This window comes from Paenibacillus mesophilus, from assembly GCF_005938385.1.
Classification (GTDB): domain Bacteria; phylum Bacillota; class Bacilli; order Paenibacillales; family NBRC-103111; genus Paenibacillus_AB; species Paenibacillus_AB mesophilus.
Window position 1 is genome coordinate 1 of sequence record NZ_VCRA01000056.1, and the last position, 16,225, is coordinate 16,225.

15 protein-coding genes are annotated in these 16,225 nt (G+C 47.8%); 4 read left to right on the forward strand and 11 right to left on the reverse strand.

From position 1 onward, the window contains the following. Positions 1-312 (forward strand): hypothetical protein (locus FE783_RS38585; RefSeq protein WP_238403415.1); only part of this gene is annotated, 312 nt, incomplete at its 5' end. A 1,237-nt stretch (positions 313-1,549) separates the two neighbouring features. Here FE783_RS38585 and FE783_RS36405 read toward each other — a convergent pair. From FE783_RS36405 to FE783_RS36410, 3 genes are all read right to left on the reverse strand, one after another. After that, positions 1,550-2,599: an SGNH/GDSL hydrolase family protein gene (locus tag FE783_RS36405; RefSeq protein WP_138884309.1), complete on the reverse strand. Its 1,050-nt coding sequence runs from the start codon at positions 2,597-2,599 to the stop codon at positions 1,550-1,552. 66 nt (positions 2,600-2,665) lie between these two features. Beyond that, complete coding sequence (locus tag FE783_RS38785) at positions 2,666-2,794, reverse strand: hypothetical protein (protein ID WP_274381476.1); 129 nt, start codon at positions 2,792-2,794, stop codon at positions 2,666-2,668. 46 nt (positions 2,795-2,840) lie between these two features. Next, positions 2,841-4,199, reverse strand: coding sequence for an ABC transporter substrate-binding protein (locus FE783_RS36410; RefSeq protein WP_138884310.1), 1,359 nt, complete (start codon positions 4,197-4,199; stop codon positions 2,841-2,843). 507 nt (positions 4,200-4,706) lie between these two features. Between FE783_RS36410 and FE783_RS36415 the strand changes: the two genes are divergently transcribed. Next, entirely contained in the window at positions 4,707-5,993 is a 1,287-nt protein-coding gene (locus FE783_RS36415; RefSeq protein WP_138884311.1) for a neutral/alkaline non-lysosomal ceramidase N-terminal domain-containing protein, read from the forward strand. Between the two features lie 87 nt (positions 5,994-6,080). On the opposite strand, the gene FE783_RS36420 is transcribed toward FE783_RS36415, so the two are convergent. The 6 genes from FE783_RS36420 to FE783_RS36450 form a co-directional block, all read right to left on the reverse strand. After that, the gene (locus tag FE783_RS36420) at positions 6,081-7,268 is read right to left on the reverse strand and encodes a DegT/DnrJ/EryC1/StrS family aminotransferase (RefSeq protein ID WP_138884312.1); all 1,188 of its coding nucleotides are present in this window, start codon (positions 7,266-7,268) and stop codon (positions 6,081-6,083) included. A 183-nt stretch (positions 7,269-7,451) separates the two neighbouring features. Then, positions 7,452-8,345: an AraC family transcriptional regulator gene (locus FE783_RS36425; RefSeq protein WP_158302242.1), complete on the reverse strand. Its 894-nt coding sequence runs from the start codon at positions 8,343-8,345 to the stop codon at positions 7,452-7,454. A 246-nt stretch (positions 8,346-8,591) separates the two neighbouring features. Continuing rightward, positions 8,592-8,771: a stalk domain-containing protein gene (locus tag FE783_RS36430; protein WP_158302243.1), complete on the reverse strand. Its 180-nt coding sequence runs from the start codon at positions 8,769-8,771 to the stop codon at positions 8,592-8,594. Positions 8,772-9,435: 664 nt separating this feature from the next. Continuing rightward, positions 9,436-10,764 carry a competence protein CoiA family protein gene (locus tag FE783_RS36435; protein WP_138884315.1) on the reverse strand — a complete coding sequence of 443 codons (1,329 nt, stop codon included), beginning with the start codon at positions 10,762-10,764 and terminating at the stop codon, positions 9,436-9,438. A gap of 834 nt (positions 10,765-11,598) precedes the next feature. Beyond that, positions 11,599-11,958 (reverse strand): VOC family protein, encoded by a 360-nt coding sequence (locus tag FE783_RS36445; RefSeq protein ID WP_138884316.1) that lies wholly within the window; start codon positions 11,956-11,958, stop codon positions 11,599-11,601. 82 nt (positions 11,959-12,040) lie between these two features. Further along, entirely contained in the window at positions 12,041-12,724 is a 684-nt protein-coding gene (locus FE783_RS36450) for an RNA polymerase sigma factor (protein ID WP_138884317.1), read from the reverse strand. 674 nt (positions 12,725-13,398) lie between these two features. On the opposite strand from FE783_RS36450, the gene FE783_RS36460 reads away from it, so the two are divergent. After that, positions 13,399-13,605, forward strand: a complete 207-nt coding sequence (locus tag FE783_RS36460; RefSeq protein WP_138884318.1) for a DUF1657 domain-containing protein — start codon at positions 13,399-13,401, stop codon at positions 13,603-13,605. A gap of 84 nt (positions 13,606-13,689) precedes the next feature. Here the strand turns inward: FE783_RS36460 and FE783_RS36465 are convergent, their stop codons facing one another. Both FE783_RS36465 and FE783_RS36470 read right to left on the reverse strand, forming a co-directional pair. Then, positions 13,690-14,643 (reverse strand): polysaccharide deacetylase family protein, encoded by a 954-nt coding sequence (locus FE783_RS36465; protein WP_138884319.1) that lies wholly within the window; start codon positions 14,641-14,643, stop codon positions 13,690-13,692. A gap of 179 nt (positions 14,644-14,822) precedes the next feature. Beyond that, positions 14,823-15,002, reverse strand: a complete 180-nt coding sequence (locus FE783_RS36470) for a hypothetical protein (protein WP_138884320.1) — start codon at positions 15,000-15,002, stop codon at positions 14,823-14,825. Positions 15,003-15,276: 274 nt separating this feature from the next. Here FE783_RS36470 and FE783_RS36475 point away from each other — a divergent pair, with 274 nt between their 5' ends. After that, a complete protein-coding gene (locus FE783_RS36475; RefSeq protein ID WP_138884321.1) occupies positions 15,277-15,753 on the forward strand; it encodes a YqeG family HAD IIIA-type phosphatase in 477 nt (158 codons plus the stop codon). Positions 15,754-16,225 lie beyond the last annotated feature (472 nt).

A 16,225-nucleotide genomic window follows, 5' to 3' on the forward strand; every position in this document is an offset into this window, starting at 1 on the left:
TCTCGGTTTTCAGCGTTTGAACCATATGCTCAAGTAGTTGGCGAAACTGTTCGTTCGTCGGTCTTCCTCTCATCGGGCGGCTCTCTCCTTGCGATTGTCCAATCGTCGTTATGTCCTACTTATTCGGGTTCCATCAGGCAATCCCTCCTTCTTTCACCGTTCTGCGACCCCGGTTTATATAAAAGAATGTATTTATATAAACCGGATAAAAAAATATACATTCTCTTGCTTGAACCCGATTATAACACAGCGAATTTTATTTTTAAACTACAATTAAATAAACCGGATTTAATATTTAATTTAATTATATAAACCGGATATGGTTTTTCGTTTTCTTCTCGCCTTTCGGGCGGGGCCGCCGCTGCTAGCTGGCCACGGGGCACCTTGTGCGGGATGAGTTGACCGAGGCGGAGCGTCATAAGCTGGAACTAAAGAAGCTAGAGTATGAAATTGGACCGGGGTTCCAATACACTTCAGCAGCTTTTAAGAGGAAACTAGACAAAGCGAAGATGAAGCAGAGCATGTCACGTGGAACTGGTTGTCGGTACGAATCCGCTTCTTTTTCATTTTTATCCTTGCTCTCATTCCGTTCCCTTCCTCCCATACATCTTCGTTCTTCCAATTTGACAGCGCTTTCAAAATACGGGCATACCATCCCTTCTTCCGTTCAAGCCCGTTTGAACAATGCTTCGCATCGGAGCCATGCAACGATGTGACATTGTCGCCCCTTACGTTGTTGTTCCATTGTGCATTCCGATGCACTTGACGTCGTTAGACGATGTTGAACCACACACTCTTGCGATGAAACATTTCCCGGCAACTGCTTCAACTGCAACTTGCGACCCAAACCACGTTTCACACGTCAATACCCGTTGGACCGGCTACGGCTTGCCGCAACACAACTGCCAACGCGGCTGTTTCCCAATCCACCTTTTGCGCCACATGAGCTGCTATCCGGCATACACACGGCTGCTCATCCAAAAAACGTGCCTGTATCTGATTCCATCGGCAAACGCGTTTCTTCCTCCCACATCCTATCGTCCGTTTCTGCTCACATACAGTCCACCCGTCCAATCGGCAGCGAAAGCCCTGCTTCAACCCATCACCTCCTCCCGCTTCATTCGAGCAGGCTGCAAGAAGCAGATTACCGAACGGTACCGTAAACTGTTTCAACCTGAATTTCCCCATCAAATCCAATCAAATCATCCCCTCCCTTGTGTACTTCTTATGAAATCCCATTGTAGATAACCGAAAATGTTGCCGTTTTCAAAACAGTGGCTGGCGACAACTATTTTCTTCATCTACACTGATCGTAACGATATCCAGGAATAGAATCGTGACAAAAGCAAAAAACAATCGGTCATATCCTTACTGATGGGAACGACAAAAAGCAAAAAGGAAGCCCCGAAAGAGCTCCCCCGCTATCAAACACAAACTGTACTCATCGCTGGCGCCATCTTCGTCTTCAAGCATAATTACCGGTATGAAGCCAAACCTTGCGCACCCCGGCGGAATCGCTTTGTATCCATCTCCCGTGTGTGTAAAAATACTATTTCAGCCAATAATACAGGACGTCCGCCATCTGCTTATAGCCTTCCTGCGCCGGATGGACTCCATTGTTCAGCCTCCGGATCGTCACGGAGCTTCTGCTGTTTGCCGGTACAAGCTCCGAGGGCATGCTGTTAACCGTGTCCAGATTGACGTTGACCGGAACGAGCTCGAATCCTTCCCGATTCCCAAATCGGCGAATCAGCTCTTGATTCCATAAAAATACGTTTCGCTTATAGCGGCGCCTTGTTTGCCTTGTCCCATAGCTCGCTCCGAAACTGTCCTGCGTCAGGGACGGCGGGATGACGATCATGATGCCGATCCGGATGGAAGCGTCGTAGGCCCATACGGACTCGAACATCGATTCCAGCATCGGCATTTCCCGCTCCAGCAGCTTCGCCACTGCCTCATCGTCTTTTTCCAGCCACACGTCATTGATGCCCAGATGCACGCACAAATCGGTCAAGCCGCTGTCTTCGAATCCGTTGTCACGCATGTAGCGGCAGAAATTAAACGCCCCGCCGAACACGAACGGGCTTCCCTCCTTCTCGAAAAAGCTGTCCACCCGCCAGCCGCCCAAGCCTTCGTGAACGTTCGGAGCCGTCCCCTGCTTCCCGATCAGCTTCAGATTGTCCGAATCGAGTGCGAACAGCCTCAACAGCTCAGCCGTATACGCCCCAGCGGCCGTCGTGCTGTCTCCGACAAACAATATCGTTCTGGAGCCCCCGTTTCCGTCGGTCGCCTTCACCTGGACGACCGTATCGGCGGCGGACAACAGAACGCCCTCCTCCGAATATACCTCTACGGTCAGCGGAACATTTCCCAGTTCCGTGGGCACGCAGGTCCACCGCTCATTCTGATGGCGTCCAATCGCGCAGCGTACGACGAAATCGTAGCGTGTCGCATCCCCGATGATCAGATTATCGAAATACAGATTGATCTCTTTTCCCGTAACCGCCGGAATGTTCGCCGGCAGCAGCAGATCGCATGCCCGGAGCGACGGTTTCGTCAAGTTGCTTTCGGCCGGATGTGATGGAATCGATGTCGTCATTCGTGCATTCCCCCAAACCATTTTAAATATGATGCAAACTTTCAAAATTTCGAATACGGCCACATTCTAGGCGCGTTCCGGAACAATGTCGCACGTGGCCACAATTTCCATGCGATCCGATAGATGGTGAAAGTCTCCCATGTGGGCGCGCGACATTCCCCCGCACCCGATAATACCAAGACGTACTTTGTTCATATGCTTCTACTTCCTCCTATTGATGGTGGTGGCCTGGTTTGTTGATTTATTTGGATTGTTGCGACAAAAATTGTTGGTAAGCTTTGTCGGTCGCATCTTCCGCCTCTCGCAGCGCAGTGTTAATATCCTTTTCACCCGTAATGACAGAAGTGAAAACTTTGTTAAGCTCACTTTCAGCGATATTCTTCAGATTGGCATTAACAGCCGGCGCCGGGGCTGCAGGCTTTTGGCCAGCGAAAGCTTGAAAATTTTTCCCTTTCCACATTTTAGATTCTCCGAAGGCGACTTTCGCTTTCTGGTCCTTCAACGGGCTGAACACTCCAAACTTCGATGACCGATCGATCTGAGTTTCGAGGGAGAGCAAAGCGCTGATCGCTTGAAATGCTTCGTCCTTATGTTTGCTGGTGGAAGAGAGGCCCAAGTATACCGGATACGGTTGCGATCCAATTCCTCGAAGGTCGCTCATTTCAGGAAGGCTTGTTACGTCCCAATTGAGATTCTTACTCGGAAGAGTGAACGAGCCATAGGAGTTGAAGGCGATCACCATAGCGGCAGACCCTTCCTCGAACAATTTGAGACCGCCTTCCACAATTTCTTTTGTAGGGTTATAGCCCGGAACAGTAAACATTGGAACAATCGGTGCAAAATAACGCTTCCATTGATCCGTGTTGATAGCAAGCTTCCCTGTTTTCGGATCGGTATATCCCAATGAATATTGGTTGATCGCCAGTCCTGCTCCTGCAGAGGCTGTTGCAAAACCGCGGTAAGTTACACCGCTCTCCTCCCTTGTTAACTTCCTGGCCGTGTCGAGCAGATTTTCCCATGTTGTTCCGTCTTTTGGATATGGAACGCCAAATTTGTCAAACAAATCTTTATTATAGTAAACTCCCAGCCTGAGATCATATACGGGCAATAAAGGCAGTTTCCCGTCATGATATTGTTGAACCATGTCGACATACTGCTTTTCTACTGACGACAGATCAAATTTGTTCTGCTTGACCAGTTCAGTCATATCACCTGTCATTTCTCTATCCTTGAACCTCAAAAAGTTGGCAAATGAACCGAAAAGAATATCGACGGGTTGTTTCGTGGCAATCACGTTGTCGACAGTGTTTGTATCCGTAGCATTAATGAATTTTAAAGAAATATTCGGATGCTTCTTCTGGACATAAGCGGTCCATTGTTCCGCCTTTTCCTCATCTGTTCCCGACAACGCGGACAACGCGTAAAAAACCAGTTCGACAGGTTTCGCTTGCGCAGGCTTTGATTGGCCTTCCGATTTCGAGCCGTCGTTACGATCGCTGCAGCCTGCCGCCAATCCCGACATGATCAAAGCGGAGATCGTCATGACAAACATGTTACGTCGGGCAACTCCTCGACCAATGGATAAACCTTTCTCTTTCAAATCATTTCACCCCTTCATCAACTTTAGATAACCGAAAAAAGTTGCCTTTTACAAACACGGAAAGGTGACAACTGATTTTCATATCTGCACTAATTGTATCTATATTACGGAAAAGATTCGTGTCAAAATAAATAAACAATGGGTCATATCCTTACTAGCTGGGCTTACTTCCCGGATGACCGACTCGTTCTTCAGTCATCTTTGCCCCTTTGTTTCCAGCCATCCATGCTGACGGAAACCGATGAACAGGTAAAGGATGGAAGCGACGATCCTGTCATAAATAATGGCGCAACAATTCATGAAAATGGCATACGTTGCAAGCGGGTTTAGTTTATCATGGACTTGCGTTACCAATTAAGGAGCTTTAATAACGTACCTTTCTTCTGACGAACAGGCCCTAATAATATACAGGTCCAGGGTCGTCAGCCAGGGCGGTAATTCCGCTTAAGCTCCTAAGGGAATCAAGCAATCGTCCCTGAACGATACTACAATGGAGTTGAAACGAATATGAGCGTTTGGTTAGGAACCTGTAAAATCGACATCACTCCAAGCCCCCCCGTCATGTTGGCCGGTTACAGCAGCCGTAATGGCGTCTTCGAAGGGGTACACCACCCGATTTATGCGAAAGCCCTGTTCCTTAGGCAGCAAGACGAGGAAACGGGAACAGCGCGCAACCGTCTGCTTGTCGCCGGCGATCTCATCTGGTGGTCAACCGAACAAACGGAGAAGCTGCGGCAGGAACTGGCTGTGCGCTGGGGAATGAGGGCGGAGGACATCTTGCTCAACGCCTCTCACAGCCATTCCGGTCCGCAAACAAGTACCTTGATGCCGTCGCTGGGCGCAGCGGATGACAGCTATCTTCAGGAGCTGGAACACAAGCTGCTCGCCGGCATGGAGCTCGCCGAGGCCAATTTGGAGCCTGTTACGATACAGCGCGGGTCTGGCGTTTGCGACTTGGGCATCCATCGCAGGAAGCTCGTTGACGGCAAAATCGTTATCGCCCCGAATGAGCAAGGCGCGAAGGACTCCGAGGTCACGGTGATCCGTTTCGTCAACGCCGCGGGAGAAGCAAAAGCATGGATTGTCCACTACACGTGCCACCCGACCACGACGAACGCCAACTTCGTATCATCCGAATATTGCGGCCTGGCCATGGAACAACTGGAACGCGAAGTGAACAACGGCGCGATCTCCTTGTTTTTCCAAGGTTGCTGCGGCGATGTGCGCCCGCCCTTGTACCGCGACGGTAAATTTTACAGCGGAACCGATACAGATGTGCAGCAGCTTGGAGCACGGTTATACGAATCGGTAAGGAATGTGTTGAACGGCCAAATGCATGAATTGCAACCATGCTCGCCAACAGGAACGCACGTCAAACTGCCATTGGCCTTCTCTTCTGTCCCGACCACGTCGGAGCTTACCGGATACAGCCAATCGGCGGGACCGATCATACGCGACTGGGCGAAGCTGCTGCTGGACCATCCGAAGCTGGTACGACCTGCGGCAGAGCTTGACCTGGTACGCATGGATATTGCGGACGGGCTGTCGCTGCTCGCCATGAACGCGGAAATGGTCGTTGAGTACGGTCTGTTTATTAAAGATCTGTCAGACAAACGCACACTCCCCGTCGCTTACAGCAACGGGATGATCGGTTATGTGTCCACAGCCCGGCAGCTTCGCGAAGGCGGCTATGAGTCGGTCGACTCCTATCCAATCTTCGGTCTTTGTTCGCCGTTTACAGAAGCAACGGAACCTGCGATCCGCCAAACGTTGGCCGAGCTTGTCGACATATAACGCTTATATTTTGAAAAAAACAAGCAGGCACGGCTCTTACGGTCCGCGTCTGCTTGTTACTTGTTTGCCAGTTCCTCTGGCTTACCATTACTGGAAGGAAGCCATCACCTTGCGTACTCCTGCCACGATATCGTGCATATCCGGCTCGCCCGCCAGCAAGATGTTCTGAGACAACCACAAAATTTCTTTGTCGCATGCCCGCTCGCTGTTCGGACACGAATACACGCGTTCTTCTCCGGTCCATTTCTTCGTCTCGTTGATGATCGCCTTGTTTTGGTTGAGCGAGATATAGCCGAAGCCAACGGGTATGCCTTCCGCATTCAGCCTGCGGATCACATCAGCTTTATTAACGCGGTCTGTCAGATCCGGATCGATACGGAACATGAATATGTGCAGCGCGTGCCGGGTAATCTTCGGATCGCGACGGAGGGTGCGGACCCCCTGTGTGTCGTCCAACAGCTCGGTGAGCAGCTTGGCGTTCCGCTCGCGCCGCTCCATTTGGTCGTCCAGACGAGACAACTGGCCAAGCAAAATCGCGGCCTGCAGCCCGGTCAGGCGCAAATTCCATCCAATCCTCTCATGCTGATACCAGTCGCCTTGCCGGATGCGCCCTACATTCGCCAAGGACCAGGCATGGTCGGCCAATTCCTGATCATTGGTCAGGATCATGCCGCCTTCCCCGGCGTTAATATTTTTGCTCGATTGAAAGCTGAACGTGCCGAGGTCGCCCTGGGCGCCAACTCCGACGCCGTCCCATCTCGCGCCGACCGCTTGCGCCGAATCTTCAATCAGGCGAAGTCCGTGCTTATTGGCAATGGCCCTCAAGCGAGTCAGGTTGGCAGGGGCGCCGGCAATATGCACAGCGATAATCGCCTTCGTCTTCGACGTGATCGCCGCCTCCACCTTCTCCGGATCGATCAGCAGCGAATCCGGCTCGACGTCAACGAATACAGGAATCGCGCCAAACAAGAGCGCGGAGCTGGCCGTGGCAATAAACGTATACGGAGGCATGATCACTTCGTCGCCCGGCTGTACGCCGGCCGCTTGCAAAGCTACGGTGATCGCTACCGTGCCGTTGGCGACCGATACGGCGTGCTTCGCATCATGGATGGCGGCGAACTTCTCCTCCAGTTCGGACAGCTTGGCATGACCTCCCCATCTGCCGGAGCGAACAACTTCGAGAATGAGCCGCTCCTCCAATTCATCGTATATAGGCCATGCCGGAAACGGTTTCGTTCTGATTGGCAAACCCCCGTCAATTGCCAATTTGTCCATGTTACACATCTCCTTTGTGCGATAGTTCCATTGCTCCGATCCAGATCATCTAAAGCCTTTAAAGCTAATTTCTGATCTAATCGAATTGTAACCTCGTTCAGGAAATTATTCGTGACAAATTCCAATAACAATAGGTCATATCCTTACCACTGACAGGCGACGAAAATGAAAAGCAGGCTGAACTTAGCTTAGTCCAGACCTGCACAAGTTGGCATTCCGATATTCTTTTGGCGATTGGCCCCTAACCTCTTTGAACACTCGATAAAAGGTACGGGGAGATTCAAATCCTGTATCGAATGCAATATCCATAATCGTTCTGTCCGTCGTAACCAGCATACTGGCCGCGCTATCTATACGAAGTTGGTGTACGTATTCAAGGAAGCTTCGCCCCGTTCTTTCTCTGAACATCCGACTTACATACGATTCGCTGATATGAAGATGCTTTGCTACCATATCCAACGTTAATCGCTCCGTATAATGCGCATGAACATAATGAAGAGCAGACCAGAACAACGGGTTCCCTTCCTCCTGTTCATTCGGCTTTGCCTCATGATCGCCAGCAGCAGCGGCAGCTCTCAGAAACAGGAGCAGTGCCTCGGACAGTTTACTGCAAATCATGTGATTTCGCCCGCGCAGATCCGGATTGCAGTATTCCATCAAAAGGCGTGCGAACAGGGCTTCCATCAGAACCGCTTCTTCTCCATGAAACGCAACAGATGACGGAAATGCGGCGCCAATCTGATACAATTGTTCAGTCCATTCAGAAGCGTATGGCGAACCAAATAATATGTTCATATCGAACAGGCAACAGTATTTTCGAATCACACATCCGTTGTCGCTCGTCATTTGATGAATGTGATAGGGAGGCAGTAGTGAAATCGTGCCCGGCTCCATACGATGCAGAGTTCCATTTATGCTCTGGTAACCGCTTCCGTCTATGATATAAGTAAACTCAACAAAGGAATGATAATTTAACACGGTCGTGGGAAAGGCATGAATTCCAATAAAAAATGGCAACTTACCTGTCCCCTGGTTACTTCCTTTCATGTTTTCATAAAACTGCAGTTTCTTGTTCATCTGAACCCAACCCTCCCGAAACAAAAAGGCGCCTGTTTCCCTCATCATATCACTATCAATTTCCGCCCCGCAAACAAAGTGGTCCCCTGTTTGTTCCCTGTTTGGGGAAATTGGATACCCCGTGAATGCGAACCCGTTATCCACTTGACGGAATGGACCAGGCGACAGATATAGCGAAAGGGAAGCCCACCGGCAATATGCGTATGCCGCTGCTTCCCCAATAACTAATGCCTGTCCGTCCCGGTGCTATTTGATGTTATATCCGGCTATGATGGCGGCTACGTAGTCGTCTTGGTACCACTTCACCTCGCCGTCGATGGATTCCGCCACGAAGCGGAGCGGGATGAAGGTCGCACCGTCCTGGATGAAAGAGCGGTCGGAAGGTCGAACTCCGCCAACGGAACCACTGCTCGGCGGATATTTCAAGATTTTCGCCTTGGTGCTGTCGGGGCTCAGGACGACGGACTTATATTTTTCTTGTCAGCCGACACCTAGATTATCATCAATTGTCGGATGTCAAGAACTTGGTTGCATAAAGGTCAAGAACTTGGCCCCCCCTCCCTCAACCGTTTTTTGTTCAGTCGCGGCTAAGGATGGTATGTTCTTGTCCCAATTCGGGTAACGATGTAAGTTCTTGTCCAGCGAAAAGTGCAAGAACTTACAGATAAAAAATATAAAGCCGAAACTTTCATTGAGTGTATGTTCTTGTCCTCCAAGAATGTCAGCCATGGCCTGACAGCCACTACATAAGAATCAAAATCAATCTGTGGGGTATGTTGTCATGTTCTTGTCACCTGTGGGGCATGTTGTCGAGTTCTTGTCATTGACCCAAGACAAGAACATGGCAACATAAATGAAAAGAGCCGCGATATACGCGACTCTTAATGTTATATTTTTCTTGTCAGCCGACATTTACTGTCTCTTCTATGTACATTACTATTATATCCAATATTGCAGTTAGATACATTTTTGAACCTCGATCCCTTATCTCTAGTGGCGTAAAATAAGGGATCGGTTCTGTAGAGTTAAGAAAATTATATCACATTTGATTCTCGTATCCAATAAAAGGATTCATCATGCTTGCTAATGGTCAGAGGTACTCAACTTCGACTAGCCATTTGCGGATGTCGGGATTGCCGACTCTGCCGAGAGCGTAATTGATATGCCGCTTCACTTCATCAAAGGACAACCCGTAGTCATCAAGTTCGCTTCGGTGACGCTCCATATAATAAAACAACTTCTTGGCTTCTTGTGCCGAGATGGTCGCTGTCTTTAATTTGTCCATGTATTCAAGGACATCGATATCAACATGCACGATTTCCGCCGCGGCAGCAACTGCCTGCTGATATTCGGGCGGAAGAGCCTGCACGCGAGATCTCGCGTTCTGTTTCGTAACTTCCTCGGCGGCTATATGCTCCGCAAACCGGGTTTCTTCTTGGGCGATCTTTTCTTCTCGAAGCTGCTCTATCCGCTCAGCCACTTCGATGGCAAACTGGATACGGTCTTGGTCCTCCTGCTCTTCCCTGCTCAGCACGATTTCATCGCGTACGATTAGTGCGCTCGACATGTGCATCCGATAACCACGATTTAACGCAAACGCGCGGAACGGTTTCCGCTTTTTATCTAGTATCATCCGATACACGGAGAAAGTAATTTCATCATCCGTGGAATGAACGTAATACAAACTGCGGACATCAAAATGCATGCGGGCGTACGATCTATATCTAAACAGTTCGAAAATATTATTATAAGGAAAATCCTGCATGATCCCTTCCAAAAACGCATCCCACAAACGGTCCGCAACGGTTTTTATCGCTAGTCCGTACTCGGCCTCCCACAAATGAAGCACTCGGTGTTCAAAATCATCAGCCAACTCCCTGTCTTCCACGAACCATATTGTTTCAAGACCCTTAGCCGCGAAATATTGGTTCCGCTTGCTGATTGTTTTTACGACTTTCTCATCACCGATCTCGTGGACATGCGTTATTACTGAAATAGCGAATTCGCGTCCACCTTTGTTCATGTAGATGTCGGGGTAATGTCTCCACTTCTCAGCCGCTTTTTCTTTATATCCGTATTCGACCCTGAGGTCGGGCTTAATGACTTCTTGGCTCTTCAATTCGGTATAGATTGCCTCTTTAATGATAGAATGCTTTTTGTTTTCGCGCCTAGTTTGTTTTCGGTATGTATCGTACGCATCCGCCTCTTGGCAGGTCTTTCCTGCCGGATGGGCAAAATGGATTTCACGGATCTCGCCCGCTCGCAACAGCAGTTTCTCACTGCAAAATGGGCAAGTCATCGCCCCTTTTTCTGCGATCCGCCTGTACTTTTCGATCACTTTTTTTCTGTCGTGTTTGCTGACTTTGCTGAGCTCTGTATTAATATTGACCGTGGATCCTTCATATTGCGCGATATCCATTGCAATCCCCCATTATCCGAACAATAGGTAATAAGTTCCATGAGATGTCGCCGAACTCCTGCTGTTTTGACAACGCGAGCGAAATCCGCTTCGTCTTCATGGATTACAGAGCCGCTAGGTCCTTGGGCAGAATCTACTGGGGCCAAAACTGACGATTCGGAAATGGTCCTAAGTTACGTTGCCCTTCCCTTCATCTGCAGCTAAGGCGACATGCCGATCCAGAAATTTTATCGCCTGGCATGCTCCTCCTCAGTTGCAACTCATCGACTATTTCATAACCATTCGTCAGCGTTATTGATCCAGCAGTGCTCCTGGACGCCACGCGGTCAGCTCTTCGTGGCGGGAAGACGATCTCCTGCTTGCCGATTCTCCTCCTCTACCTCTTGCTTCAGCGGCAAATCGTGGATTCCTTCGTTCGATTCGGGATCAAATAATAAACAAAACCTCCGGCTTGCCGCACTAGCGGCAAAACTCACTTCAGGATGTACGTATGGGCAGCTCCTCGAGTAGCAATGCTCCCGACCGTATGCCAATTTCATAAAGGTACTCCCTCATTCATGGCAAAGTACCACATCAATTCATGGCACATGCCTAAACTCATTAATGGCATTTTGACATAACGAAACAAGCCCTTTTTGAGCGTGCCCGAAAAGCATGCTTTCTGACACAGTCTGAACGTTCAAAAAGGTCGTCGAATTATTCGACGACCTTGCTGGTGATTCAACTATCGTACCGTCAATGAGCTGAACTACCATTTATGACTCGATTCACCGCGCTGCTGTAACGGCAAAGTAAGAACTTGGTGACCATGACGATATCGTTCGTAAGTTGTAGTCATACAATAGGCGGCGTGCAAATGAGCAGCATGTTGCCTTCCGGGTCGAAAGCGTGACAGCCACGCATCCCGTCTGGAAACGGCCGGATTCCGTCTGTTTTGACGCCTTTTTGCGTTAACTCCTGGAAAGCCTGATCCACATCGGACGTTTCAAAGAAAAAGACGGAGTACGGCAGCGGCGTAATGTTCTCATGCTCTGCTTGCAGCAACATAAGTCCCGCCCCTTCCATTTTGAATTCGAGGAAGTCGTCTCCCTCTGCCAGCACCTCAAACGGAAACACCATCTTATACCACTCTTTTCCTTTCTTCAGGTTTTTCAAATGAATGAAGCAGGTATTGATTCGATTTCTGATGAGCATCTGCAAAACTCCCCTCAAATTGGATCTTCATCACTTTATACACGAATCAACACAAACAAACGATACGGTGCTGAAGAAAAAATTATCCGGCGATTACCGTAAAGGCATTCCCTTCCGGATCGCGGAATGTAAAATACAGCTTGCCTTGCAGCAAATGGCGCTCTGCGCGAATACCGGCTTTCGTCAGGAGATGATACGCTTTGGCAATCGCCATTGGCTCTCGCAAACGAAATGCTGCCAGAAACTGTTCGATCAAAAACGATTGCTCTGCTGTGTTTACGGCGTAGGTTTCCTGCCATTTTGCGTCTTGCTTAATGGCAGACAATCGCTTCCGCGCCCGGTGTAGTGCGGCTTTTGCCGCTCCTTCCGTCGTCTTAAGCATGTCAGCAATCTCCCGTGAGTTGTACTCGAAAACATCGGCCAGCAACACAACGGCGACCTGAAAGGGCGGAACTGCGGAGACCAAGAACTCCAGACCGTCTTTAACGTCCAGTGAATACTCATCGAAATCTGCTGATAACGCCTCATACCCTTCCGGCAAACCTACATTGGCTTTTCTTTTTCGGCATTCATCAATCCAGCCATTCGATGCAATCCGGAACAAAAGCGCTCTTGGCGATGGATGTTGAACCAGCTTCTCCTTTGCTTTAAACGCTTTAAGCAGCGTGTTCTGATATAAATCTTCCGCATCCCAGGGTGTTCCAGTGAGCATACGACAGTAACTACGTAAATCGGATTCAAACTTTATGATCAATTGATCAAACATACCGGCAGCCTCTCTTACTGCTTTGTTTCATGCATATAAGTTTGACCTCGGCACCAAAACTCCTTGTTGACCCAGAAAAAATCGTACCAACGACTTCTCAATCAAGCTCGCCAGCCTACCTAATACGAATTCTATTAAGTTTGCGTTATACTGCCCGTCGACGAACGTTCATTCTCATATTCCTTCACGCGCCGATAAAAAGTCGGTTTTGACATGTCGATTCGCCCATAGCTTCCGCGGTCGTCATCCGTCCTTTTTTCCATTGCCGGTACACCTAGATAAATGCTCCATCGATTTCCTGCCTGGGACTGCCAAAGGTTAGACGCATTGCGTGATAGCGCGGCCGATCAAAATATTTTCCACTTTGCTTATCGACAAATATAAAACGGTTCTACGAGACCTAACTCGCGGAACCTTAATGAGTTGCCGTTCCAGATTTTGGTCTTTGGCCGAAACTCGTCCATACCCAAACTTCATCTTTATCGGTGGCCTTATCCGTGCTTCAACTATCGTATTTGTTAGCGTGATAATCGTAACCTTCGCGTTGTCAATGACAAATCTCCGTGAGCTAAATTCAGAGCCGGCGGAAACCAGCCATTGTTGTATGAACATAACGGAACCGGGGTACATTATGCTTCGTTGCATAGAAGTTCTTTTGAAGGAGGTGAATCCCTATGACAGTAGCTTCTCAAGTTAAAACTTGCGTGGCCTCGTTAAAAAGTGCCCAAGCGAGCTTGGAACAGTTTGCTTTAGATACCCAAAATGCTGAAGCGAAGACCCTTTTTACAAATGCTGCTACTCAAACGCAACAAGTCGTACAGCAGGTCGAAAGCCGCGTACAACAATTGGAAAATGAAGAGCCGCAATACAAAGGTTTCTAAAAATTAAACATACAAAAGGCTACCGATCGCAACATTACGATCAGTAGCCTTTATTCATGCGGAAATCTGAAAATGTTTCAGTTGTTAATTTGCTATCGATTCAGTCGGTTCTTCATGGAGTGAAGTACGTTCTTCCGGAATCCGTTTCGTTGATAAAAGGTCGCTTACCGTACCGAGTACATAACCCTTTTGTTTGATACCTTTAATCATCCTCTCCAACGCTTGGCTTGACGAATCTGTTGGATGCATTAATATCATCATTCCTGGCTCGACTTTGTTGGATATCTTTTGAACGATCGATTCTGGGCTCGGGTGTTTCCAATCTACCGTATCCAGCGTCCATAATACGGTTTTCAACTGTAACGCATGAGCGATTCGGACCGTTTCCATACTGTAATCGCCCGATGGCGGAGCAAATAATTGATTTTGAACATGGAGTTGCTTCAGCAGCGCTTCCGTTTTCGATATTTCTTCGATGGCCTGTTGTTTGCTTAATCTGCTCATATTTTTATGCGAGTACGCATGGTTTGACAGTTCATGCCCCCTCTCGCCGATCTGTTTAGCCATATCCATATGCTTGGATAGCCAGGAGCCATCAAAGAAAAAAGTTGCATGAACCTGTTCCTTTTCCAAAACATCCAAAATGGTCGGGATATACTCATCACCCCAAGCCACATTGACCATAATGGAAACCATTGGCTTACCAGGGTTTCCTCTATAAATGGGTTCAACCCCGAGCTGCTCTAGATTTACAGTAGGTGGAATTTCCCGATAAATAAAATCAATCCTATTCGGATTTTTCTGGGCAATCTCGTATGTTTTTTCAATATCCACTTCACGGCCATTGTATCCGGGAATGGCGTGCCATGCATGATCGATCCGGGCATTTATGGCTGGTATGTACCTTTTGTCCGCTTCTTCCTTGATCCTGGCCAACAGATTATCGTCTTCGAAATGTTCCGCGTAAGCCGGGGAAAGAAGTAAGTTCCCAGTTAAACCGAAACAAAGTAGCATCATGGTCCATCGTCTGTATTTCATCAAAACTCTCCTTGTCTCAACGCATAATGGCAACAACTTCAATTAGACTTCTCTGATTTTGTTGTTTTTATCCAAAACGAAAATCGACTTTGCAACAATAAAAAAAGCACCGCAACGGGTACTTAGAGTTGTTAATCCTTAAAGTTAATCCTATTGATTCACTTACGTTCAACCTTGTCTCAAAGACCATTTATCGTGGTTCCTATGTTCTCCAGAACCTCTTTTGTTCTTTCTATAACACTCGGCTCACTTGGAACCTTTTCAGTTGCCTTTCCATCCAGAATTATCGGTGTTTCATCACCGTTCATTTTGTTTCGATTCTCAGAATGATTAATCACCTTATATCCGTTTTTTTCCATTCTGATCTCCTTTATTGAGCACCTGCTCTGTTTAAACAGTTATTATTCCGATATCCCAATAGGTTATGCAATGTAGATCTTTGCCCCTTGCCAAGCAGTCTCCGGCACGGTCCCAGACTGTCGGAACAATGCCCGGATCATCGGCAGCGCCCTTCAGTGCAAGCCATGAGCTTCCCGATCAGGCTGGACATGGAGGAGTATTAAAAATGAAAGTAAAGGAAAACTACATATGAGTTAACACCTGATTTGTAATTAAATGTAATGGAGGAAGCTTATGCCTATTTTCAAACCTTCACAAATTGTACGATCAATTTACGACATAGACGGAGACGCATTGCAACGAGCAGGAATTAAAGGAATAATACTTAACTGGAGTAATACATTAATTCCGAAAAATTCTCCGTCTGCCTCGGATTCGATGAAGGAATGGCTGAAAGACTTTAAGTCCCGTTATGCGATAAAATTGATTATCGTCTCGAACAGTAAGCCTCCTTTGCAAGGAAACGAGCTTGTTAACGAGATACCAGCTTTATTCGAAGCGAGTAAACCGAAGAAAAAAGCATTTATGGCTGCTTTGGATGTAATCGGAACCCAAAAAAAAGAGACAGCGGTTGTCGGCAATGGCATTATTACCGATTTATGGGCTGGAAATCGATTAGGAATGTATACGATTTTTGTTTCTCCTTCATGGACAAAACCTTGGTTTATAGGTGCAATAAAACTGCTAGTGGTAAAAGCGCTTCGAGTGTAACATAGTCATGATGCAGCCGATCTAACGCATCGAGGTAAACCAAATCTCCATAACGAATCATCATGCGCGTGACCTGATATCGCGGAAAGTCCTTACCTTCGACAAAAATAAATCATGGATGATTAGGATGGTGTTAGCAATCACTAAACAAATCAGAGGTTATTTGCTGTTAGCTCTTTTCATCGCTTTTTTTCTAGCTATAGTTCTATGGTAATTAAGCGAATGAGGCGTAAATAAGTATTGGACTACGCGATGGCGTTTGAACGACCTATTGACGAAGCTGGGTGGTACCACGAGACACTACCTCATCCCCGAGTCTATAGTCTTGGGGTGTTTTTTATTATGTATATAAGTTGAACTAAAGACGCTTGGAAGGAACTTCAAGATACCCGCGTCGAATAAGACACTACAACTTATTTGTACGGGTGATCGCGATGAAAACGATTGAAGAGCAATTACGTGATGTAGAACA